This is a genomic window from Thauera phenylacetica B4P (assembly GCF_000310225.1).
Taxonomy (GTDB): domain Bacteria; phylum Pseudomonadota; class Gammaproteobacteria; order Burkholderiales; family Rhodocyclaceae; genus Thauera; species Thauera phenylacetica.
Genome location: NZ_AMXF01000064.1, coordinates 1 through 20,274, shown reverse-complemented (window position 1 = coordinate 20,274; position 20,274 = coordinate 1). Strand labels below are relative to the sequence as shown.

19 protein-coding genes and 1 pseudogene are annotated in these 20,274 nt (G+C 69.1%); 9 read left to right on the top strand and 11 right to left on the bottom strand.

Translation table 11 applies throughout. The annotated features are described in order from the left end of the window. On the top strand, window positions 1-632 hold a 632-nt coding region (locus C667_RS10355), incomplete at its 5' end, for a polyprenyl synthetase family protein (RefSeq protein WP_004362395.1). A 641-nt stretch (window positions 633-1,273) separates the two neighbouring features. On the opposite strand, the gene C667_RS10350 is transcribed toward C667_RS10355, so the two are convergent. From C667_RS10350 to gcvA, 5 genes are all read right to left on the bottom strand, one after another. After that, window positions 1,274-1,681 carry a hypothetical protein gene (locus C667_RS10350; protein WP_004362393.1) on the bottom strand — a complete coding sequence of 136 codons (408 nt, stop codon included), beginning with the start codon at window positions 1,679-1,681 and terminating at the stop codon, window positions 1,274-1,276. Window positions 1,682-1,847: 166 nt separating this feature from the next. Then, the gene (gene gpmI, locus C667_RS10345; RefSeq protein WP_004362391.1) at window positions 1,848-3,500 is read right to left on the bottom strand and encodes a 2,3-bisphosphoglycerate-independent phosphoglycerate mutase; all 1,653 of its coding nucleotides are present in this window, start codon (window positions 3,498-3,500) and stop codon (window positions 1,848-1,850) included. A gap of 181 nt (window positions 3,501-3,681) precedes the next feature. Further along, window positions 3,682-4,026 carry a hypothetical protein gene (locus C667_RS10340; RefSeq protein ID WP_004362390.1) on the bottom strand — a complete coding sequence of 115 codons (345 nt, stop codon included), beginning with the start codon at window positions 4,024-4,026 and terminating at the stop codon, window positions 3,682-3,684. 69 nt (window positions 4,027-4,095) lie between these two features. Next, entirely contained in the window at window positions 4,096-5,112 is a 1,017-nt protein-coding gene (locus C667_RS10335; protein WP_004362388.1) for a class I SAM-dependent rRNA methyltransferase, read from the bottom strand. A 194-nt stretch (window positions 5,113-5,306) separates the two neighbouring features. Further along, window positions 5,307-6,263, bottom strand: a complete 957-nt coding sequence (gene gcvA, locus C667_RS10330; RefSeq protein WP_004362386.1) for a transcriptional regulator GcvA — start codon at window positions 6,261-6,263, stop codon at window positions 5,307-5,309. A 138-nt stretch (window positions 6,264-6,401) separates the two neighbouring features. On the opposite strand from gcvA, the gene C667_RS25705 reads away from it, so the two are divergent. The 4 genes from C667_RS25705 (at window position 6,402) to C667_RS10315 (ending at window position 9,637) form a co-directional block, all read left to right on the top strand. After that, the gene (locus C667_RS25705) at window positions 6,402-6,563 is read left to right on the top strand and encodes a hypothetical protein (protein WP_157302283.1); all 162 of its coding nucleotides are present in this window, start codon (window positions 6,402-6,404) and stop codon (window positions 6,561-6,563) included. A 65-nt stretch (window positions 6,564-6,628) separates the two neighbouring features. Then, complete coding sequence (locus C667_RS10325; RefSeq protein ID WP_004362384.1) at window positions 6,629-7,219, top strand: DUF3422 family protein; 591 nt, start codon at window positions 6,629-6,631, stop codon at window positions 7,217-7,219. 52 nt (window positions 7,220-7,271) lie between these two features. Then, window positions 7,272-8,723, top strand: coding sequence for an IS1182-like element ISThph1 family transposase (locus C667_RS10320; protein ID WP_004359038.1), 1,452 nt, complete (start codon window positions 7,272-7,274; stop codon window positions 8,721-8,723). 134 nt (window positions 8,724-8,857) lie between these two features. Beyond that, on the top strand, window positions 8,858-9,637 hold the full coding sequence (locus C667_RS10315) for a DUF3422 domain-containing protein (protein ID WP_281054843.1): 780 nt from the start codon (window positions 8,858-8,860) through the stop codon (window positions 9,635-9,637). A gap of 42 nt (window positions 9,638-9,679) precedes the next feature. Here the strand turns inward: C667_RS10315 and C667_RS10310 are convergent, their stop codons facing one another. Both C667_RS10310 and C667_RS10305 read right to left on the bottom strand, forming a co-directional pair. Next, window positions 9,680-10,774 carry an FUSC family protein gene (locus C667_RS10310; protein WP_004362380.1) on the bottom strand — a complete coding sequence of 365 codons (1,095 nt, stop codon included), beginning with the start codon at window positions 10,772-10,774 and terminating at the stop codon, window positions 9,680-9,682. Between the two features lie 61 nt (window positions 10,775-10,835). Beyond that, a complete protein-coding gene (locus C667_RS10305) occupies window positions 10,836-11,489 on the bottom strand; it encodes an RluA family pseudouridine synthase (RefSeq protein WP_004362378.1) in 654 nt (217 codons plus the stop codon). A gap of 222 nt (window positions 11,490-11,711) precedes the next feature. Between C667_RS10305 and C667_RS10300 the strand changes: the two genes are divergently transcribed. Then, the gene (locus C667_RS10300) at window positions 11,712-12,503 is read left to right on the top strand and encodes a PEP-CTERM sorting domain-containing protein (protein ID WP_157302281.1); all 792 of its coding nucleotides are present in this window, start codon (window positions 11,712-11,714) and stop codon (window positions 12,501-12,503) included. Between the two features lie 107 nt (window positions 12,504-12,610). Here the strand turns inward: C667_RS10300 and C667_RS10295 are convergent. Continuing rightward, a pseudogene (locus tag C667_RS10295) lies at window positions 12,611-13,867 on the bottom strand (OprD family porin). Window positions 13,868-14,306: 439 nt separating this feature from the next. Here C667_RS10295 and C667_RS26445 point away from each other — a divergent pair. Next, window positions 14,307-14,915, top strand: a complete 609-nt coding sequence (locus C667_RS26445; RefSeq protein ID WP_083881311.1) for a PEP-CTERM sorting domain-containing protein — start codon at window positions 14,307-14,309, stop codon at window positions 14,913-14,915. A gap of 348 nt (window positions 14,916-15,263) precedes the next feature. After that, window positions 15,264-17,438 (top strand): catalase/peroxidase HPI, encoded by a 2,175-nt coding sequence (gene katG, locus C667_RS10285; RefSeq protein WP_004362372.1) that lies wholly within the window; start codon window positions 15,264-15,266, stop codon window positions 17,436-17,438. A gap of 359 nt (window positions 17,439-17,797) precedes the next feature. On the opposite strand, the gene C667_RS10280 is transcribed toward katG, so the two are convergent. Together C667_RS10280 and C667_RS10275 are read right to left on the bottom strand one after the other, a co-directional pair. Further along, on the bottom strand, window positions 17,798-18,319 hold the full coding sequence (locus C667_RS10280) for a M48 metallopeptidase family protein (protein ID WP_004362370.1): 522 nt from the start codon (window positions 18,317-18,319) through the stop codon (window positions 17,798-17,800). 148 nt (window positions 18,320-18,467) lie between these two features. Next, complete coding sequence (locus C667_RS10275) at window positions 18,468-19,349, bottom strand: methylated-DNA--[protein]-cysteine S-methyltransferase (protein WP_004362369.1); 882 nt, start codon at window positions 19,347-19,349, stop codon at window positions 18,468-18,470. A 342-nt stretch (window positions 19,350-19,691) separates the two neighbouring features. Here C667_RS10275 and C667_RS10270 point away from each other — a divergent pair, with 342 nt between their 5' ends. Then, the gene (locus C667_RS10270) at window positions 19,692-20,006 is read left to right on the top strand and encodes a monooxygenase (protein WP_004362368.1); all 315 of its coding nucleotides are present in this window, start codon (window positions 19,692-19,694) and stop codon (window positions 20,004-20,006) included. Between the two features lie 62 nt (window positions 20,007-20,068). On the opposite strand, the gene C667_RS10265 is transcribed toward C667_RS10270, so the two are convergent. Beyond that, window positions 20,069-20,274: hypothetical protein (locus tag C667_RS10265; RefSeq protein ID WP_004362367.1), on the bottom strand; the 206-nt coding region annotated here is incomplete at its 5' end.

The window sequence follows — 20,274 nt, the reverse complement described above, 5'->3', positions numbered from 1 at the left end:
GGCCGGCGCTGGTGCTGGCGACCGCGCGCGCGCTCGGCCATGGCGGCGAGCGGCCGCACGCGCTGGCCGCGGCGGTGGAGCTGATCCACATCTCGCTCGCGCTGCACGACGACGTGACCGAGGCGAGCGGCGGTGCGGCCGACGGCGCGCACGAGGCCGCGCTGTTCGGCAACGCGGGCAACATCCTGCTCGGCGATCTGCTCTACACCAGCGCCTTCCGCATGATCGTGGACCTCGACGACATGGAGGTGATGCGGGTGCTGTCCGATGCGACCAACGTGATCGCCGAGGGCGAGGTGGCGTATCGCGAGCTGCTCGCCGCGCCGGCGTCGCGTACGCCGGAGGCCTGGCTCGACATCGCGCGCCGACGCCGGGCGAAGCTCTTCGAGGCGGGCGCCGAGTGCATGGCGATCGTGCACGGCGCCGACCCGGCCACGCGCTCGGCGCTGGCGCGCGTCGGCCTGCATGTGGGCAGCGCGCACGCGCTGCGCAGCGAGGCGGAGGACGCGGCGCGCTTCGGCATCGTTGATGCGCATGCGCGGGCGCAGGCGGAGATCGAGGCGGCGCGGGCCGTCGTCGATGGCTTGGCGCTGGCGGAGGCCGCAGCGCTTGTTGGGGTGCTCGAGGGCTGAGCGCGGGTTCGATCGTCGGCGGATGCTGGGCACGCGTCGATTGTGCAATCGCCGTGTTCGCAGCTGCCGCAGCTCCTACAGGGGGCGGGGCGCGCGGTGGTTTTGTAGGAGCGCCGGCAGGCGCGAAGGCGGCGGTGGAATTCCGCGTACGCGTCGATGGTGGGGGCGCTGGGTTCGCAGCTGCCGCAGCTCCTACAGGGAGGGGCGGGACGCGCGGTGGTTTTGTAGGAGCGCCGGCAGGCGCGAAGGCGGCGGTGGAATTCCGCGCACGCGTCGATTGTGGCGGCGCTGGGTTCGCAGCTGCCGCAGCTCCTACAGGGGCGGGGCGCGCGGTGGTTTTGTAGGAGCGCCGGCAGGCGCGAAGGCGGCGGTGGAATTCCGCGCACGCGTCGATTGTGGCGGCGCTGGGTTCGCAGCTGCCGCAGCTCCTACAGGGGAGCGGGGCGCGCGGTGGTTTTGTAGGAGCGCCGGCAGGCGCGAAGGCGGCGGTGGAATTCCGCGTACGCGTCGATGGTGGGGGCGCTGGGTTCGCAGCTGCCGCAGCTCCTACAGGGGAAGGGGACGCGCTGGGTTTTGTAGGAGCGCCGGCAGGCGCGAATGGGGCGCGCGGGGTTTCGAAGGCGTCCGTCCTCACGCCCGCATCAGGCGGCGCGGCACTCGTTGGCGAGCGGTTTCTGGGTGCGGCCGTCGAGCAGCAGGCCTTTCCACGGCAGGTCGATCCACACCAGACCGCTCGCGGCGTCCTCGAAGCGCGGCAGGCCCGAGTACGACGGGTCGCGTACGAGCAGGTACTGGTTGCCATGCCAGCCGAGCTGGATGCGGTTGTTCACCGCGTTGGCGAGCTCGCGGCGGATCTGCAGGCGCTCGCCGCGCTCGCAGCGGTATTCGCCGCTGGGCAGGGCGAACTCGAACTGGCCGGTCTGCTGGGTGACGCCCGGGGCGACCTCGGTCTTTTGTGGCACCAGGCCGCAGGCGCCCGTCGCGAGGGTGGCGGCGAGGAGGAGCGTGCCCGAGGCGGCACGCGAGGTCTTCTTCATCAAGCTTTGCATCGAACCGGCTCCAAGGAAAAACTCCCGGCGGCGGTGCCGGGTTCGCATCGAACGGGCACCAAGGGAAAGCTCCCGACGACGGTGCCGGGTTTGCATCGAACCGGCTCCAGGGGAAAGCTCCCGGCGACCGTGCCGGAGAACGGGCGGTGCCCGGTGAATCGGGCCGTCACTTCACCTCCAGCAGGCTGTCGTCCCACTTGTCGTGCTTGTGCAGGCCGAGCAGGTTGGCGACCGTGGCGGCGATGTTCGACAGGCCGGCGGTCTCGAGCGGCTTCAGGCCCAGCCGGCCGCCGCTGACATTGTCGTAGAGGATCAGCGGCACCGGGTTGAGCGTGTGCGCGGTCTTGGCCTTGTAGCTGCCGTCCTTGTTCTGCGCTGGCTGCCTGGTCTTCTTGTCGAGCTCGAACATCTCGTCGGCGTTGCCGTGGTCGGCGGTGATCAGCGCCACGCCGCCGGCGGCGTCGATCGCCGGCAGGAGGCGCGCGAGCGCAAGGTCCACCGCCTCGATCGCCATCGTCGCGGCGCGGAAGTTGCCGGTGTGGCCGACCATGTCGCCGTTGGCGTAGTTGCAGCGCAGCACCTTGTAGTGGCCCGACTGCAGCGCGGCGATCATCGCGTCGGTGATCTCGGCGGCCTTCATCCACGGGCGCTGCTCGAAGGGCACGACGTCGCTGGGGACCTCCTGCCAGGTCTCGCCGTCGAACCTGTTCGAGCGGTTGCCGTTCCAGAAGTAGGTGACGTGGCCGAACTTCTGTGTCTCGGAGCAGGCGAACTGGGCCAGGCCGGACTTGCTGAACCACTCGGCGGAGGTGTCCTTGATCGCCGGCGGGGCGACCAGGAAGCGCTTGGGCAACTGCAGGTCGCCGTCGTACTGCAGCATGCCGGCGTAGGTCACGCGCGGATGGCGTACGCGGTCGAACTGGGTGAAGTCCTCCTCGACGAAGGCGCGGCTGATCTCGATCGCGCGGTCGCCGCGGAAGTTGTAGAACACGACCGCGTCGCCATCCTCGATGGTGCCGATCGGCTTGCCATTGTCGGCAACGATGAACTCGGGCAGATCCTGGTCGATAGTGCCGGGATGCTTCTCGCGCAGGCCGTGCACTGCGTCGGTGGCGTTGGCAAACTGCGGGCCTTCGCCGAGCACGTGGGTGCGCCAGCCGCGCGCCACCATCGGCCAGTTGGCGTCGTAGCGGTCCATGGTGATGGTCTGGCGACCGCCGCCCGAGGCGATGCGGGCGTCGAAGCCGGCGGTGCTGATGTCCTGCAGGAAGGCCTCGAAGGGCACCACGTAGTCGAGCGCGCTGGTCTCGGGCACGTCGCGGCCATCCAGCAGGGCATGGATGCGCACCGTGGCCACGCCCTCCTCCTTCGCGCGCACGACCATCGCCTTGAGGTGGTCGATGTGGCTGTGCACGTTGCCGTCGGAGAACAGGCCGATGAAGTGGAGGACGCCTGCTTTTCCGTTCGCGCCCGCCTTGGCGGCGGCGACGATCTGCTGCCAGGCCTCGCCCTGCCAGATCGCGCCCTCGGCGATGGCGTTGGCGACCAGCGCCGCGCCCTGCGCATAGACCTGGCCCGCGCCGATGGCGTTGTGGCCGACCTCGGAGTTGCCCATGTCGTCGTCGGAGGGCATGCCCACCGCGGTGCCGTGGGCGCGCAGGCGGATGTTGGGGTATTGCGCGAACAGGCGGTCGAGCGTGGGCTTGCGCGCGGCGTCGATGGCGCTGCCGACCTCGTGCTTCGGAATGCCGTAGCCGTCCATCACGATGACGACGACAGGGCCCTTGACGCCGGCGAAGGCGGGGAGTTTCTGCAGCATGGTCGCTTCCTGAAGGAGAAATCCGGGGCCGGCTCGGCAGACGGGCTGCCGACCGGTCAAAGGGATATTTTCCGTCAAATCAGCGGTGGATTTTCATGCGCGTTGTTTATCGGCCCAATGGATTCCTTCCGCGCACGGCGCGGACCCGGGCCGCGTGCGTTCCGGCGCGCCCGCTCGCGGTTCAGCCCTCGCCCTCGCGGCGCTGCTGCGCCTCCAGCCACAGCGTCCGGCCGAAGGCCTTCCAGACCGGTCCGCCGTGGCTCTCGATGCCGACGCCGGCGCTCTCCTCCATCGTGCGCAGCATCAGGCTGGCGAGACCGAAGAGCGTCACCTTCGCGCCCAGCTGATGGTCGTCCGGGCTGGCCGCGGCCTCGCGGATCCTGTCCTGCGAGTGATCCAGCGCCTCGCGCGCGAGCGCCCTCACCTGCGCCTCGTCGGACCAGTCGATGCCGAGCGCGACGCCCATGTGCTCGATCTCGTCCTCGATCTTGCGGATCTCTTGCTGATAGTTCTCGAATCCTGCCATGGCCTCTCCTCGGGCGTTTCCGCTGGGTGTGCGCCGGCGTGCCGGCGCCGGGTCGTGCGTACGCGTGGCTTACACGCGCAGCAGCACCACCTTCAGCGGCGGGTTGTCGTCGCGGCTGGGGAAGTCCGCCTCCGGGGTGATCCATTCGGCCTCGCGCACCGTGCGCCCCGCCTTGCGTGCGCTGCGCTCGAGCTGGTCGAGCCAGTCTTCGCGGCGCACGCGGGCGACGTTGTTGCAGCAGATCAGGCTGCCACCCTCCTCGGTGGCGAGCAGCGCGGGCTTGAACAGCGCGGCGTAGTCATGCACCAGGTCGACCACGCCGAAGGGGCTCTTGGCGTAGCGCGGGGGGTCGAGGAAGACGAGGTCGAAGCGGTGCGGCGCCAGCTCGGGGAAGGGCGGCAGGTGCTTGCCGCGCACCATCTTCGGCTGGCCGATGCCGGCGTACTGGCGCAGCGCGGCGAAGGCGTCGGACTTGACGAAGCGCACCCGGATCGGCAGCTCGTTGAGGCGGGCATTGTCCTTGCCGACCGCGAGGCTGGACTCGGCGAAATCCACATTGACCACGTGGCGCGCGCCGGCCTTGGCCGCAGCAACGCCCACGCCGCAGGTGTAGGCGAATACGTTGAGCAGGGACTTGCCCTCGGCTTCCTGCATGACGCGGCGGCGCGCGGCGCGCAGGTCGAGGAACAGCCAAGGGTCCTGCCCGGCATGGCGGGCCTGGAAGCGGTAGCGCACGCCGAGCTCGGAGAACTCGGAAGGCTGCTCGGCGAGGGCCTGCTGTTCGGGCGACAGGGTGTTGGCGATGCGCGAGTTCTTGCCGCTGCGGTCGTTCCACACCAGCGGCAGGCCGGGCAGGGCCTGGGCGTAGAAGGCCTCGAGCTCGGCCAGCTGCTCGACCGTCAGCGGGCGATGGAAGGTCTGCGCCAGCAGCACGGCGCCGTAGCGGTCGACGGTGATGCCGGGCGCGCCTTCGACGGTGCCGTGGAAGAGGCGCCAGGCGTCGGTGTCTTCGGCAGCGAGCTGTGCGATCAGGGGGGCGCGGGCGGCGAGCGCGGTGGCGAGCAGGTCGGTGAGGGTGGAGGACATGGCGGTTCCGGCGCGGGGCGCGCCAGTATGCCCGAGTGTGCACAGGAAAGACGAAGTCGTGCCGCTGGAGACCCTGGCGCCACCCGGGCAACGCGGATGCCCGCCTCGATCGATGCCGGCTCGCGCCCGGGGTCGGGGTCGGGAGCGGGGTCGGGAGCGGGGTCGGGAGCGGGGTCGGAGTCGGAGTCGGGCCCTCAGGCGTGCCCGTCCCTCGCGGCGGCGCCGTCCGGGAGGGCGCCGCCGGCTGCGGGCGCGCCCTCCCGATAGGCGGCCGCTTCCTCCTGCAGCCACGCGGCGAAGCGCAGCAAGGCCGCGCTCGGGCCCGGGGTTTCGGGGATGACCAGGTAATAGGCCTGGGCCGACTCGAGCGAACGCTGGAAGGGCACCACCAGCTCGCCGGCGGCGAGCTCGCGCTGCGCGAGGAAGCGCGGCACGAGGGCCACGCCGAGGCGGGCGAGCGCGGCCTCGATCAGCATCGAGAAGAGCTCGAAGCGCGCGCCGGCGCTGACCTCGACGTCGCGCACCCCGGCGTGCTCGAACCAGCGCGGCCAGGCGTCGTGGCGCCCGCTGTGGTGCAACAGCGGCAGCCGGGCCAGGTCGGCGGCGCTGGCGCAGCCCGCGGGCGGCAGCAGCTGCGGGCTGCACACCGGGATCATCTCCTCGCCGAAGAGGGCGCTGGTGCTGGCCCCCGGCCACTCCGGGCTGCCGAAGTGGATCGCGGCGTCGAAGCCGGTGTCGGTGAAGATGAAGGGCTGCGAGCGCGTCGTCAGGTTGAGCGTGATCCCGGGGTGGCGTGCCTTGAAGGCCCCCAGGCGGGGGATGAGCCAGCGCGTGGCGAAGGTCGGCACGGAAGCCAGCTCGAGCACGTTGCCCTCGCCGCGATGCGTCATCAGCGCGCCGGTGTGGCGCTCGAGGCGGTCGAGGTCCTCGCCGATCTGACGGGCGTAGAGCTCACCGGCCTCGGTGAGCGAGATGCGCTTCTTGACGCGATGGAACAGCGCGAGGCCGAGGTAGTCCTCGAGCGCGGCGATCTGCTTGCACACCGCGCTCTGGGTCAGCGACAGCGCGACCGCGGCGAGGGTGAAGCTCTGATGGCGCGCGGCGGCCTCGAAGGCGACCAGCGCCTCGAGGCTGGGGATGCGTCGTCTCACGGTTGGTTCCTCCGGCTCATGATCTCCTGCGCATTTTTCGTTTGAATCCGCCCGTCCGCCGGCGAAGAATCGCGCCTCGCCAGATCCGCGGGTGCGGCTGGCAAGCGATGAACACAGACTCCTTGGAGACGGCAGACAATGCATCAGATGCAGGCGATCGAGCAACAGGCGGCGGAGTGGATAATGGCGGGCGCCGAGGCGTGCGCGGCGACGGGCGATGCGGGCGAGCGCGGTGGCGCGCGCCATGACGCGGGTGAGGCGGGCGAGCTCGCCCATGCCGTGGTGCTCGGCTACAACTGAGACGGCGCCGGATCGATGGACACGCGACCGCCGGCCTTGCAGCCGGCCTGCAGCGAGGGTGCGAGGTGAACACCCAGCGCACCCTGAACCACCCGCTGCGCCTGGCGCTGGCGGGCGAGATGCACGCCCGCCCCTTCATGCGCATCGAGCCGCCCGAGCGCGTGCTGCACCTGGCGCTGTTCGCCGGTGATGCGCTCGACCGCCATCACGCCTGGCTGGGCGAGCTGTGCGAGTGCTTCGGCGTCAGCGCGCCGCAGCGCGGTGCGAGCTACTTCTTCCACGATTTCGGCCCCTGGCGACTGAAGTGGGAGAACCACTCCGAGTTCTCCACCTACACCTTCGCCTTCCGCGGCGATGGCAGCGGCGACTTCGCCGACGACCTGCTGCGCCGCCTGCCGCAGGCCTGGCTGGGGCAGCTCGCCGGGAACGTGATCTCCGCCGCCCAGCTCGCCTTCGTCAGCGCCGGCGGCCAGCCGCTCGCGGCGAGCGATCCGTGGCTGCGCACGCAGTTCTCCGGGCCGCTGATCGCGGGTGCGCGCGTCATGGCGGGTGGCGAGGTGTGGTCGGACTTCCTGGTCCAGCCCGACGGGGTCAGCCGCTTCCTGCTGCGCGACGTCGGCCTGCGCGAGTTCCAGGCCGGGCGGCTGAGAGCGTGAGAGTTTTTCTCCAATCTCGCCTGTTTGTGCTGGGACTGGCATGCTCCGAGACATGAACGAGACCGAACGTCATAACGGATCGCCGGCCAGCCTGTTCGATGAGCTGCCGGCTGTCGAGGAACAACAGGTGATCGCGGCGAAGCAGGCGCGGGCGGCTTCACGCCGGCAAGGCCCGCCGCGGTTGCTGCAGCCCAACCGCGGGCAGATCGAACTGCGCGCCTCGGACCTGGAGTCGCTGCTGGGTGAGGATCACCGGGCTCGGCTGGTGTGGGGCTACGTCGAGCGGCAGGACCTGAGCCGGTTGATCGAATCGATCAAGGCCCGTGGCAGCAACGCCGGACGGTCGGCGATCGACCCGCGGATCCTGTTCGCGCTGTGGCTGTACGCCACGCTCGATGCGGTGGGCAGCGGCCGGGAGATTGCCCGTCTCACGCGCGAGAGCGACGCCTACCGCTGGATCTGCGGTGGCGTGTCGGTGAATTACCACGCGCTCAACGACTTTCGCTCAGGCAACGAGAGCTTGATGGACGAAGTGCTCACGGCCAATGTCGCTGCGCTGGCCTCGGCTGGGGCGATCAGCCTGGAGCGCGTGGCGCAGGACGGCATGCGCGTGCGTGCCGATGCGGGCGCAGCGTCGTTTCGGCGGCAGGCCAGCCTCGAGCAGCACTTGGCCGAGGCCGGCGAGTTGGTCGATGACATCAAGAAACGCGCCGCGGCCGATCCGGCAGCGGCCAGCCGCCGGGCGCAGGCTGCGCGCGAGCGTGCCGCGCAGCAGCGCGAGGAGTGCATCCGCGCCGCGCTGGAGCAACTGCCGCAGGTGCAGGCGGCCAAGCGGCGCAACGGTGAAAAGCCCGAGCAGGCACGAGCCAGCACCACGGATGCCGACGCGCGGGTGATGAAGATGGGCGACGGCGGCTACCGGCCAGCGTTCAACGTACAACTGGCCACAACGTGCGAGGACCAGGTCATCGTCGGGGTGGAGGTGAGCAACACCGGCAGCGACATGGCGCAGATGGCGCCGATGCTCGAGCAGGTCATCGAGCGCACGGGCACCGTACCCGGGCAATGGCTGGTCGATGGGGGCTTTCCCGCGCACGAGCAGATTGAGGCGGTGCATGCGCACACGAAAGGCCAGACCGAGGTCATCGCCCCGGTGCCCGAGCCCAGGCGCAAGGCAGACAAGCGCGACGACGACGCCCGCCCGCCGCCGGACAAGTACCGGCGCAAGGAAGGGGACTCCGAGCCGGTGGCGCAGTGGCGTGCGCGCATGGCCGGCGACGAGATCAAGGATGTGTACAAGCAACGCGCGGCCACGGCCGAGTGCGTCAACGCACTGGCGCGCAACCGCGGACTGCAGCGCATGCCTGTGCGCGGGCTGGGCAAGGTTCGAGCGGTGGCCTACCTGTACGCGCTGGCGCACAACTTGATGCGCATGGCCAAGATCGCGCCGCAGATGCTCGGTCGAGGTAGCGGTGCGTCCAAAATCGCCGCAGCGCTGGCATAAGAGGTGCCTGAAATGAAAACCCGCCGCCTGAAAACCCCGGATCTGCCCTCACAGACGCTTGGCTGGGCCTCGAACACCCCACAGCACCTGCGCATCGCAGGCCACTGGGTCTCGTCGCATGTCGGTTACTCGGCTTGCGGAAATCAAATGCTTCTCAGGCTCTGAGCCAGCGTGTGCTGGAGATCGACACCTACCGCATGATGGCGCTGCTCGCGCTGCCGGTGGCGCGCGAGTCCCAGCCGGTGATCCGCGAGGCCGAGGCCGCGCTGGCGGCGATCTCGGGCGAGCTGGCGGCGGCCGATTCGCCGGAGGCCGAGCGCTCGCTGCTCGAACGCCTGACGCGGCTGTCCGCGCGCATCGAGGCGATGGCCGAGGCCGACAACTACCGCTTCAGCGCCAGCGCCGCCTACTTCAGCATCATCCGCGCGCGCCTGCAGGAGCTGCGCGAGGAGCGCATCGAGGGCGTGCCCACCCTCGGCGAGTTCATGGAGCGCCGGCTGGTGCCGGCGATGGAGTTCTGCGAGTCGGTGCGGCGTCGCCAGCATGAGCTCATCGAGCGCCTCTCGCGCACCGACTCCTTGCTGCGCACCCGCGTGACGATGACGCAGGAGCGCTACAACTCGGCGATCCTGGCCTCGCTCAACAAGCGCGCCGAGCTGCAGCTGCGCCTGCAGCACGCGGTCGAGGGCTTCTCGATCGTCGCGATCTCGTATTACCTGCTCGGCGTGCTCGGTTATGGCCTCAAGGCCCTGGGCAAGCTCGGCGTGCCGGTCGAGGCCGAGCTCGCGACCGGCCTCGCGCTGCCGCTGGTGGTCGGCGCGGTGTGGTTTGCCGTGCGGCGGGCGCAGCGTGCCCTGCATCGCGGGCATCCGCCCGAGGATCCGGCGCCTGCGCCCGCGGCGGCGTCGAGCTGAATCCTGCGGCCTGCGCGGCGCGCCTGCCGCCGCCGTGCAGGCTCAGCGCGCGGGACGCCTCGGCACCAGCTTGCGCATCGGTCCGCCCACGACCTCGCGGAAGTGCGGGCTGTGCAGGCAGATGCCGCCCACCAGGCCGACGACGCAGCCGAGCAGGGTGTCGATGAAGCGCGACTGGATCAGCTCGGCGAGCGGCGCCGCGCCCAGGGTGGCGGCCTCTGCGAGCAGGATGGTGAGCGGGGTGATGAAGATCACCGCAAGGCCATAGTGGCGAACCACCAGGCTCTCGATCACGAAGACGAGCGCGATCACCAGCAGCGCGATCCGCCAGGGGTCGAGCGGCAGGCTCAGCAGCGACCAGGCGAGCAGCATGCCGATCGCGGTGCCGAGCACGCGCTGGAGCTGGCGGTTCCACACCGCGCGCAGCGACACACCCTGGATGACGGCGAGGCAGCTCACCGGCACCCAGTAGGGACGGTCGAGCTGCAGCGCCTGTGCGATCGCGAGCGACAGGCCGACGAAGGCGCCGATCATCGCGGCGTCGAAGATGACGAAGTCGAAGGTCGGGGCCGGCAGCGGCGGCACCGGATCGGCCGCCTGCAGGCGCAGGATCCGCAGGCTGTAGACGAAGGCGATCAGGCCGGCGAGCAGTGCGCCCATGGTGAGCAGGCCGACGCGCAGCGGGATCTCCTCGACGGACCCGGGCGTGTAGGCGCCGATCGCCGCCGCCATGATGAAGAACAGGCTGCCCGGCGGACCGACGCGGTAGAAGCGGCACACCATGGTCACCAGCATCGCGATCAGCGCCAGCACGCCCACCCCGGCCAGCGGCAGGAAGTGGGTCATCAGCCCGAGCGCGTAGCTCGCCGACATGCCGAAGGCGCAGGCCATCAGCCACACCATGCGGTGCGACATCGGCGTGTTGGGCAGGTAGAGGAAGCTGAGGCCGCCGATCGACGAGATCAGCCCGTACTCGAGATGCCCGAACCACGCGCCCACCATCAGCGGCAGGCCGCAGGCCAGCGCGGCGGCGAAGGCCATCTGCCAGCGCCGGGTGCTGGGGTGGAGCGTGGTGAGGTGGTGCCACTCGGCGCGCAGCAGGTCTGCGACGCGTTGCAGCGGAGAGCGGGGGGTCATGTGCGTCTGCCGGTCGAGGCCCCGATGTATAGCACACCGCGCTTGGGAGGGCGCGGACGCTTCAGAACGGCACCGGGCTGTCGAACACCTTCGGCACGCGGGTGTGCGGATGCATGAAGGCGACGCGGGTGGCGTGCAGGTGCATGCGGGCGAAGCGCGCGGCGGACTCGGGCGGCGCATAGAGCGGATCGCCGAGGATGGGGTGGCCGAGGGAGAGCAGATGCACGCGCAGCTGGTGCGCGCGCCCGGTGACCGGCTTGAGCTCGAGGCGGCTGATGGCGTCGGCGCCGGTGCCCTGGCGATCGAGCACGCGGTAGCGCGTGAGCGCGCGCCGGCCGCGCAGCGGGTCGACGAGCTGGCGGGGGCGGTTGTCCGCATCCTCGGCCAGCGCCAGGTCGATCTCGCCGCTGTCCTGCGCGACATGCCCGTGCACCACGGCCACGTACTGCTTGCCGACGACGCGCTGCTCGAAGGCGAGACTCATGCGCCGCAGCATTTCCGCGCCGCGTGCGAACAGCACCAGGCCGGAGGTGGCGGCGTCGAGCCGGTGCACGATGCGGGCGTCGGTCCAGCGCGCCCGGATCCGCGCCGCCAGACAATCCTGCCGGCCCTCCCCGCCCGCGGGGACGGAGAGGAGGCCGGCCGGCTTGTCGGCGACGAGGAGGAAGGTGTCGACGTGGAGGACGGGGATCGAGGGATGGATTTCCGGCCGCATGGGGCGCTTTTCAGGCGAGGCGTGGTGATCGGGCTGGGGGGGCGCTCGGGACAAGCGCTGTCGGCAATCTTTACACTTCCGCGTCCCCGGCGCCGGTCCGGCGTCTTCGACCCCCCGCAAGCTTCTGTTTGAAAAGGCGAACTCGATACGATTGCCGGATTGGCATGGATCTCGCTTCGATCGCGGTGGCTCGGCGTTGCCGGGAATGATTTGGAGACGGACATGAAAACAACGACACGGATGATATGCAAGGCCGGTCTGCTTGCACTTGCGCTGAGCGCAGGAAGCGCCTCGGCGGCGCAGATCTACTGGACGGACTGGACCGGAGTTGACCTGGATTCCGGCAATGGCTTCCGGGGCGTCGGCACGATCACGACGTCGAATGCGACGGTCACCGTGACCTACACGAACCCGCAGGGGATCGCCTTCTACCAGCCGAGCGGCGGCGCCTACTACTACAGCAACGGCTCCGACGGCCCCGCCGGTACCTCGCCTTACACGAGCAGTGCGGTCGACAACCGGCCGGGAACCACCGACATCATCGCGCTGCGGTACGCCGGCCTGCAGACCTTGAGCTTCTCGCAGGCGATCGCGAATCCGGTGTTCGCCTACGTCAGCCTGAACGGCAACGGCTACGGCTTCGACCAGGACTTCGATATCCTCAGCTTCGGCGGCGCCAGTGACGGCAATGCCTGCGGCTACTGGGGCTGCGGGACCTCGTTCAAGCAGGTGGCGACGGTCAATGGCAAGACGGAGTACCAGTTGCTGGGCACCGGCGAGCCGCACGGCACGCTGCAGTTCAAGGGGACCTTCGACACCGTGAATTGGCGCAGTCTCAGCAGCGAAAACTGGAACGGCTTCACGGTGGGCGTGCAGGAGACGGCGGTCGAATATTGCACGGCGAATCCGACGGCACCCGGGTGCACGCCGAACGGCGTGCCGGAGCCCGCTTCGCTCGCGCTGCTCGGATTGGGACTGGCGGGGCTTGCGGTCGGGCGTCGTCGCAAGGGCTGAGGCCGGGTTCTCGATCTCCGCATGAACAAACGGGAGCCTGAGGCTCCCGCTTGTTCTTGGGTGCACCGGATCCGGGGCGCTGCCCGGGTCGGTGTGCATTGCGTGGATCAGAACACGCTGAAGGGGTAGTCGAGGAAGATCCGGACTTCGTTACCGCTGGTGTTGTAGGCGCGGGCGTTGTCCGAAACGCGGAGGGTGGAGGCGCGCAGGCGGACGTTCAGATCTTTCGCGGGGCCGCTCTGCACCTTGTACGACAGCTGATTGAAGAGCTCATGCTCTTTTCCATCGGTGGTCGTGCCGACATCGATGTCATGACCGCGCACGTAAGCGATGCGATAGCTCAGGCCGGGGATGCCGTACTGAGAAAAGTCGACCGCGTAGGCGACCTGCCAGGACTGCTCGTCCGCAGCGTTGAAATCGGACCAGTAGGAGTTGGCCAGCCAGATCGAGCCGCCGCCGTCACCGACCCAGCCTTCGCTCTGGTAGAAGCCATAGTTGTAGTCGACATTGCCGTTGTTGCGCTGGTAGGCGAGCGTGAAGGCATGCGGGCCGGTGGCGTAGGTCGAGGCCAGGCTCCAGATGCGACTCTTGCCGGGCTGGAAGTCAGCGTCCTGCTTGGTTCGATAGCCATTGAAGTCGAAGGTCAGCGAGTTGCTGGCGATCGGCAGCACGTAGTTCACGTTGAGGTACTGGCGCTTGAGCACATCCTCGACGTCGGAGGCGTAAAACGCGCCGCTGAGAGCGTCGTTGAACTTGTAGCTGGCGCCGATCACGTCGATGCCCTTCAGCCCGCCGCTGTCACGGCCTTCGTCGCTCTTGCGCGATTGCGCGTGGAACGTGCCCGCATTGAATTCCAGGCCCTCGATCTCCGTCGAGGTCAGCATCGTGCCGGTGAAGCTCTCGGGCAGCAGGCGGGAGTTGTCGTGACTCAGCACCGGAAGGTTGGGGCGAAGGTCACCGTAGGCGAGGACGGTGTTCGAGAAACGCAGTTTCAGCGAGGCGCCGCCCTTGGCGACATCCTTCTCCGGCATGCCGGTGCTGTCCTACTTGAAGAAGTCGATCCCCCAGTTTCCGGCGCGGTCGCGCGAGCCGTCGAGACGCACCGCGTAGGCTGCGAATGCATCCACGCCAAAACCGATCGTACCCTTGGTGAAGCCCGACTCGAAGTTGGCGATCGCTCCCTGGCCCCATTCGCCGCTGTCGTGGCGGCCACCCTTGTAATCGCGATTGATGTACGCGTTGCGCAGCAGCACGTTCAGCGCGCTGTCTTCCACGAAGCCCTTCGCCTCGGCCTGTCCGGCGGCGAATGCGGGCGTCGCGCTCGCGAGCCCAAGAACGATCAAACCAGCCAACTTCTTCGACATGTTGTTTTCCTCGATGGTGTCTGTTGTGTCTTTCGACCCGTCGGACAGGTCGTGCCTGCCAGGGTGGGGCGCGATTCTCGCATTTCCTGCGGGAGTGGTGCGGCCGGGTTGCAGGAAAATGACAGTCGGTGCTGCCGGTGGCGCAAGGGAGGGCGAGTGTCGGGATTTCTTACAGTCGATCATAGAAAAAACTACTCAATCTGGGGCGTCATGAGGCGTTTGGGGGGAGGGTGCGACATTTCTTGTGCAGGGAGCACCCCAACTTGGGGGATGGCGGTGTTTACGCCCCAGATCGAGGCTTAAAGAGGCTTGACGGTGTCGGGATTATTTACACGCGATATCCGGGCGTTCGGGAGACCCTCAGCCGTTGTCGGCGAAATGGCTCTTGGCACAAACCTTGCTTTTGATAAATACATTCGATCGCACCAGGGCTCGCCACATGAAACGCACATTGCTCGTCCTCACCTTGCTGGGGCTCTCCGCCACTGCCGCTCAGGCGGCTTCGATCACTACCGTCGTCAGCGCCAACGGCAATGGCGGCAACTATGGCGGTTCGCTCTCCGTGCTGAACGACGGGATCTTCCCGACCGAGGGCAGCCAGTGGAACTTGGCCGACAAGGTGTCGTGGAACGGCAAGGGCAATCGCTTCGTGTTCGCCTTTGGCGACCTGTACCGCATCGACAGCGTCCGTCTTTCGGTGGATAACAACGACGGCTACCTGCTCGAATACTCGACCGACTACTCCGCCTGGGCGAGCCTGCTCACGGTGTCGAGTGGCGTGGGCGAGATCGGTTGGGGGATGGACACGATGGCCACCGATCCGTCCGATTCCGAGTACGTGTCACAGCTCGCATTCACGCCGCGGGAGGCGCGCTACGTCCGGATCCAGGCGACGGATGGCGACAACTCCTACTCCATCGGCGAGGTGGCCTTCACCGGCGAGCGTGCCGGCAACGGCTCGACCAATCCGGTGCCTGAACCCGCGGGGCTTGCGCTGATTGGCCTCGGTCTTGCAGGCATGGCGCTGGTCCGCAGACGCCGGGTCTGAGCGCATCCTCGTCCCGAAAAACGCCCCGCGGCCTCTCCGGCGCGGGGCGTTTCTCGTGGACCGTGGGCGGCACGCGCTGGCGACCGGGGTATCCCATGCGGGAAATGCTTTCCAAAGGCTCCAGGAATAGGTTTTTTTGTGCACTGCAAACAAGAAAGATAGCCTGCATCAATCCCCCTCATTGCTTCCAAAGCGACCGATCTTTGCTAGTCTGAGCCTGGAAGCAACGGTTTTCGACCGCTTCGGGTCCCGGTCCACCACGTTGGAACGAGGCCGGGAAGCGGTTTCCTGCGAGGTGCGATCGCGCTTCGCGAACAGTTTGCGTCACCGTCACAGAGGGAGAATCAGATGAGCGAGAACAGCACGAACACCGCCGGCAAGTGCCCGGTCATGCATGGCGGCAACACCGCCGCCAAGGACTCGGTGATGGCGTGGTGGCCCAAGGCGCTGAACCTGGACATCCTCCACCAGCACGACAGCAAGACCAACCCGCTCGGCGCCGGCTTCGACTATCGTGAAGAGCTGAAGAAGCTCGACGTCGATGCGCTCAAGAAGGACCTCAAGGCCTTGATGACCGACAGCCAGGAATGGTGGCCGGCCGACTGGGGCCACTATGGCGGCCTGATGATCCGCATGGCCTGGCACGCCGCGGGCACCTACCGCATCGCCGACGGCCGCGGCGGCGCGGGCACCGGCAACCAGCGCTTCGCCCCGCTCAACTCCTGGCCCGACAACGGCAACCTCGACAAGGCGCGCCGCCTGCTGTGGCCGATCAAGCGCAAGTACGGCAACAAGATCAGCTGGGCCGACCTCATCATCCTCGCCGGCAACATGGCCTACGAGTCGATGGGCTTCAAGACCTTCGGCTTCGCCTTCGGCCGCGAGGACATCTGGCACCCCGAGAAGGACATCTACTGGGGCTCCGAGAAGGAATGGCTCGCCCCCAGCGGCAGCGAGGGCTCGCGCTACTCCGGCCAGCGCGACCTCGAGAACCCGCTCGCCGCGGTGATGATGGGCCTGATCTACGTGAACCCCGAGGGCGTCGACGGCAAGCCCGACCCGCTCAAGACCGCCCACGACATGCGCGTGACCTTCGCCCGCATGGCGATGAACGATGAAGAGACCGTGGCGCTCACCGCCGGCGGCCACACCGTCGGCAAGGCGCACGGCAACGGCAGCGCCGCCCTGCTCGGCCCGGCACCCGAAGGCGCCGACCTCGAGGAGCAGGGCTTCGGCTGGATGAACCACACCACCCGCGGCATCGGTCGCGACACCGTGACCAGCGGCATCGAGGGCGCGTGGACCTCCAAGCCCACCCAGTGGGACAACGGCTACTTCGACATGCTGTTCAAGCACGACTGGTGGCTGCAGAAGTCGCCGGCCGGTGCGTGGCAGTGGGAGCCGCTGAACATCGCCGAGGAAGACATGCCGGTGGACGTGGAAGACCCGTCGATCCGCAAGAAGCCGATGATGACCGACGCCGACATGGCGCTGCGCTTCGACCCCGAGTACCGCAAGATCGCCGAGCGCTTCCGCAACGACCAGGCCTACTTCGAGGACGTCTTCGCGCGCGCCTGGTTCAAGCTCACCCACCGCGACATGGGCCCGAAGACGCGCTACGTCGGTCCCGACGTGCCTGCTGAAGACCTGATCTGGCAGGACCCGGTGCCCGCCGGTCGCAAGGACTACGACGTCGCCGCGGTGAAGGCGAAGATCGCCGCCGCCGGCCTGTCGGTCGGCGACATGGTCGCCACCGCCTGGGACAGCGCCCGCACCTTCCGCGGCTCGGACTACCGCGGTGGCGCCAACGGCGCGCGCATCCGCCTCGCCCCGCAGAAGGACTGGGAAGGCAACGAGCCGGCCCGCCTGGCCAAGGTGCTGGCGGCGTACGGAAAGGTCGCCGCGGAGACCGGCGCCAGCGTCGCGGACGTGATCGTGCTGGGCGGCAACGTCGGCCTGGAGCAGGCGATCAAGGCCGCCGGGTTCAGTGTGGACGTACCCTTCGCCCCGGGTCGCGGCGATGCCAGCCAGGCGCAGACCGACGTCGAGTCCTTCGAGGTGCTGGAGCCAGTGCATGACGGCTTCCGCAACTGGCAGAAGAAGGACTACGTGGTGCAGCCCGAGGAGATGCTGCTCGACCGCGCCCAGCTGCTCGGCCTCACCGCGCCCGAGATGACCGTGCTGGTCGGCGGCCTGCGGGTGCTCGGCACCAACCACGGCGGCAGCGGGCACGGCGCGTTCACCGATCGCGTCGGCGCGCTGACCAACGACTTCTTCGTCAATCTGACCGACATGCGCTACAGCTGGAAGCCCACCGGGCGCAACAGCTACGACATCGTCGAGCGCAAGAGCGGCGCGAAGAAGTGGACCGCGACCCGCGTCGATCTGGTGTTCGGCTCGAACTCGATCCTGCGTTCGTATGCCGAGGTCTATGCCCAGGACGACAATCAGGAGAAGTTCGTGCGCGACTTCGTCGCCGCGTGGACCAAGGTGATGAACGCAGACCGCTTCGACCTGCGCTGATCCGGCTCCCGCTCGCCACCCCCTCCCGCCCACACCCGTGCAGCCGCGCGGTGTGGGCGGTTCGTTTTGCGCGCCCGGTTCCTGTAGGAGCGCCGGCAGGCGCGAACCGCGGCGCACGGAATGGGTGATGTGCTCGCCGGACCGCCGTCTTCGCGGCTGCCGCCGCTCCTACAGGGCGCGTCGCGGCGGGTGTCGTGTCGGGTGTCGTGTCGGGGGTCGTGTCGGGCGTCGCGGCGTCGCTTGGGGAAGGAGGGTTCCTGTAGGAGCGCCGGCAGGCGCGAATCGGGCCATTCATCGATCGACGCGCGCGCCGATCCCGACCGCCGCGTTCGCGCCCTCCGGCGCTTCTGCCGAAACCGCTACGCTTCCCAGATGGCCTCGCCCCCTGCGTCGCGGTAGGCGAGGTAGGCGCGTAGGTCGAACTCGTACTGGTGGTAGTCGGGCTCCATGTGCTGGCAGAGCTGGTAGAAGGCCTTGTCGTGCTCGCGCACGCGCAGGTGGGCGAGTTCGTGCACCACGATCATGCGCAGGAAGGCCTCTGGCGCCGTGCGGAACAGGGTGGCGATGCGGATCTCGCGCTTGGCCTGCAGGCGCGCGCCCTGCACGCGCGAGATCGCGGTGTGGGTGCCGAGCGCGTTGCGGATCACGTGCAGGGTGTTGTCGAAGCGCACCTTCGCGAGCGGCGGCGCGCTGCGCAGGTGCGTGGCCTTGAGCGCCTGCGCGTAGTCGTGGAGCGCGCTGTCCGAGCGTACCGCGTGCGCCTGCGGGTAGCGCCGGCGCAGCGCGTCCGCCAGCCCGCCCTGCTCGATCAGCGTCCTCACCTGCTGCACCAGCGCCGGCGGGTAGCCAGCCAGATAGTCGGGGTTGCGTCGCGTATTCACCGTACTCGTCTCCGTTCGCTTCGCCTCGCGGCGGCACGGCGCGCCGCCTCGTAAGGCCGTGCGGGAGCTCGCGCAGCACGACCCTCCGCGCGCTGCGCGACCTCTTCTCCCGGGAAGGCGCGCGCCTCGTTGCGGGCGGCGAGCACGCTCACGACGCCTCCCAGGCCAGCATCGCCAGCTTGCGCTCGCTGCCCCAGCGGAACTCGCCCGCATCGCCGTCCGCGCGGATCAGGCGATGGCAGGGGACGAGGTAGCCGAGGGTGTTGGCCGCGATCGCGCTGCCGACGCTGCGCGGTGCCGCCGGCATGCCGAGCAGGGTGGCGAGCTGGCGGTAGGACAGCAGGCGGCCGCGCGGGATGCGCATCAGGGCGGACCATACGCGGACCTGGAAGGCCGTGCCGCGCAGCACCAGGCGGACGCCGCCGCGGTCGGCGTCTGTCGCATCGACCGCTCCGGAGGGCCGTGCGGCTGCAGTCGCCGAGGTGGACGGTGAGCGCGACGGGAAGATCCGCAGCGCCAGGCTGCGCGCGTGCGCATCGTCGCGCACGAGCGCGGCCGTGGGCCACAGGTGATGCAGCTCCCCGAACAGGGCCGCCTCGTCCGTGCAGCGAAAGGCGAGATGGCACACGCCGCGGCGGGTCCACGCCAGCAGCGCGTCGCCGAAGGGCGTGACGGCGAGGCCGTGGCCGAGCTCGATGGCGTGCCCCGCTGCGCGCGGTTCGGTGGGGGGCATCGCCTCCCAGGTGAGCTGCCCGGCGCGAGCCTGGCCCGCAGTTGCGGGAGCGCTCGCGAGCGTTTCCGGCAGCAGCTCCGGCGTCAGCGACAGGCGCTCGCGCGCGTACGCCCGGCCCAGGCAGTGCACGAAGCGCTCTGGGGTGAGTTCCGCCCATTCCGCGAGCACCCGTCGCCACCGTGCGCGATCGAGGCCGAGAGCCTCCGCGACCGCCTCGGGCGGGAGGTGGGGATGGGCGCGCACGAAGGCGATCGCGCGGGCGATGGTTTCGAAGTGGAGCGCGGTGGAGGCGGGCATCGTGGGTGACGGTGCGAAGGGGGCAGGGCGGATGGACGTTGAGGGAAAATGAACTGGTCGGTCAAGGGTAGCGCGCGTTAGTCGAAAGCCTCGCTTCGGAGCCGCCGCATTCGTGCCTGCCGGCGCTCCTACAGAACCGCCGCCACTCCGACCCTCGGCGTAGGAGCGCCGGCAGGCGCGAACGCGGCGCTTCGGTCGGCGGCATGGCCGAAGGCTCGCGTCGAGACGGTAGAATGACCGACGAGTCGCGAACCGCTGCAAGCCTCGGCGAGGGCGTGGTGTGTCGTCCCGCCGCAGCCCGAGCCGCCTCTCCCTTCGGCTCCGAAACTCAGGAGATCCCCCATGCCCATCCTTCTTCAAGTCGATTTCCCTTACCAAGGCCCCTGGGGCGAGGACATGGCGCAGGCGATGCAGGGCCTGGCGCAGTCCATCGCGCAGGAGCCCGGCCTGCTGTGGAAGATCTGGACCGAGAACCGCGACACCGGCGAGGCGGGCGGGATCTACCTCTTCGCCGACCGCGCCGACGCCGAGCGCTACCTGGAGATGCACCGCGCGCGCCTGCTCGGCTTCGGCGTGCCCGAGGTGCATGCGAAGCTGTTCGAGGTCAACACGTCGCTGTCGGCGATCGACCGCGCGCCGCTCGCCGGCCTGCAGTAAGCGCGCCGACGTTGTCGGTGTCGAGGCGCCGATGGCGCCGCGCCTTCATCGAGCGCGGCGTTTCATAGCAGCCGCAGGCCCGGCGGCAGCGCCTCGCCGAAGCTGCGGCGGCGGTCGGCGTCGTCGAGGCTGACCACCTCGCGCAGCATGGTGATCCAGCTCTGCGGGGCGCGGATCGCCGCCAGGCGGCGGGCGACCTCGTCGCGCAGCGCGGGCGCGAGGTCGCGCGAGCGGTCGCCGGTGAGGCGGGCGAGCTGGGCGGCGGCGA

Excerpts from the sequence above, each read along its gene's own strand:
- C667_RS10350 (WP_004362393.1), bottom strand. The coding sequence starts at position 1,681 with ATGCAAAGCTTGATGAAGAAGACCTCGCGTGCCGCCTCGGGCACGCTC.
- gpmI (WP_004362391.1), bottom strand. The coding sequence starts at position 3,500 with ATGCTGCAGAAACTCCCCGCCTTCGCCGGCGTCAAGGGCCCTGTCGTC.
- C667_RS10340 (WP_004362390.1), bottom strand. The coding sequence starts at position 4,026 with ATGGCAGGATTCGAGAACTATCAGCAAGAGATCCGCAAGATCGAGGAC.
- C667_RS10335 (WP_004362388.1), bottom strand. The coding sequence starts at position 5,112 with ATGTCCTCCACCCTCACCGACCTGCTCGCCACCGCGCTCGCCGCCCGC.
- C667_RS25705 (WP_157302283.1), top strand. The coding sequence starts at position 6,402 with ATGCATCAGATGCAGGCGATCGAGCAACAGGCGGCGGAGTGGATAATG.
- C667_RS10320 (WP_004359038.1), top strand. The coding sequence starts at position 7,272 with ATGAACGAGACCGAACGTCATAACGGATCGCCGGCCAGCCTGTTCGAT.
- C667_RS10310 (WP_004362380.1), bottom strand. The coding sequence starts at position 10,774 with ATGACCCCCCGCTCTCCGCTGCAACGCGTCGCAGACCTGCTGCGCGCC.
- C667_RS10305 (WP_004362378.1), bottom strand. The coding sequence starts at position 11,489 with ATGCGGCCGGAAATCCATCCCTCGATCCCCGTCCTCCACGTCGACACC.
- C667_RS10300 (WP_157302281.1), top strand. The coding sequence starts at position 11,712 with ATGAAAACAACGACACGGATGATATGCAAGGCCGGTCTGCTTGCACTT.
- C667_RS26445 (WP_083881311.1), top strand. The coding sequence starts at position 14,307 with ATGAAACGCACATTGCTCGTCCTCACCTTGCTGGGGCTCTCCGCCACT.
- katG (WP_004362372.1), top strand. The coding sequence starts at position 15,264 with ATGAGCGAGAACAGCACGAACACCGCCGGCAAGTGCCCGGTCATGCAT.
- C667_RS10275 (WP_004362369.1), bottom strand. The coding sequence starts at position 19,349 with ATGCCCGCCTCCACCGCGCTCCACTTCGAAACCATCGCCCGCGCGATC.
- C667_RS10270 (WP_004362368.1), top strand. The coding sequence starts at position 19,692 with ATGCCCATCCTTCTTCAAGTCGATTTCCCTTACCAAGGCCCCTGGGGC.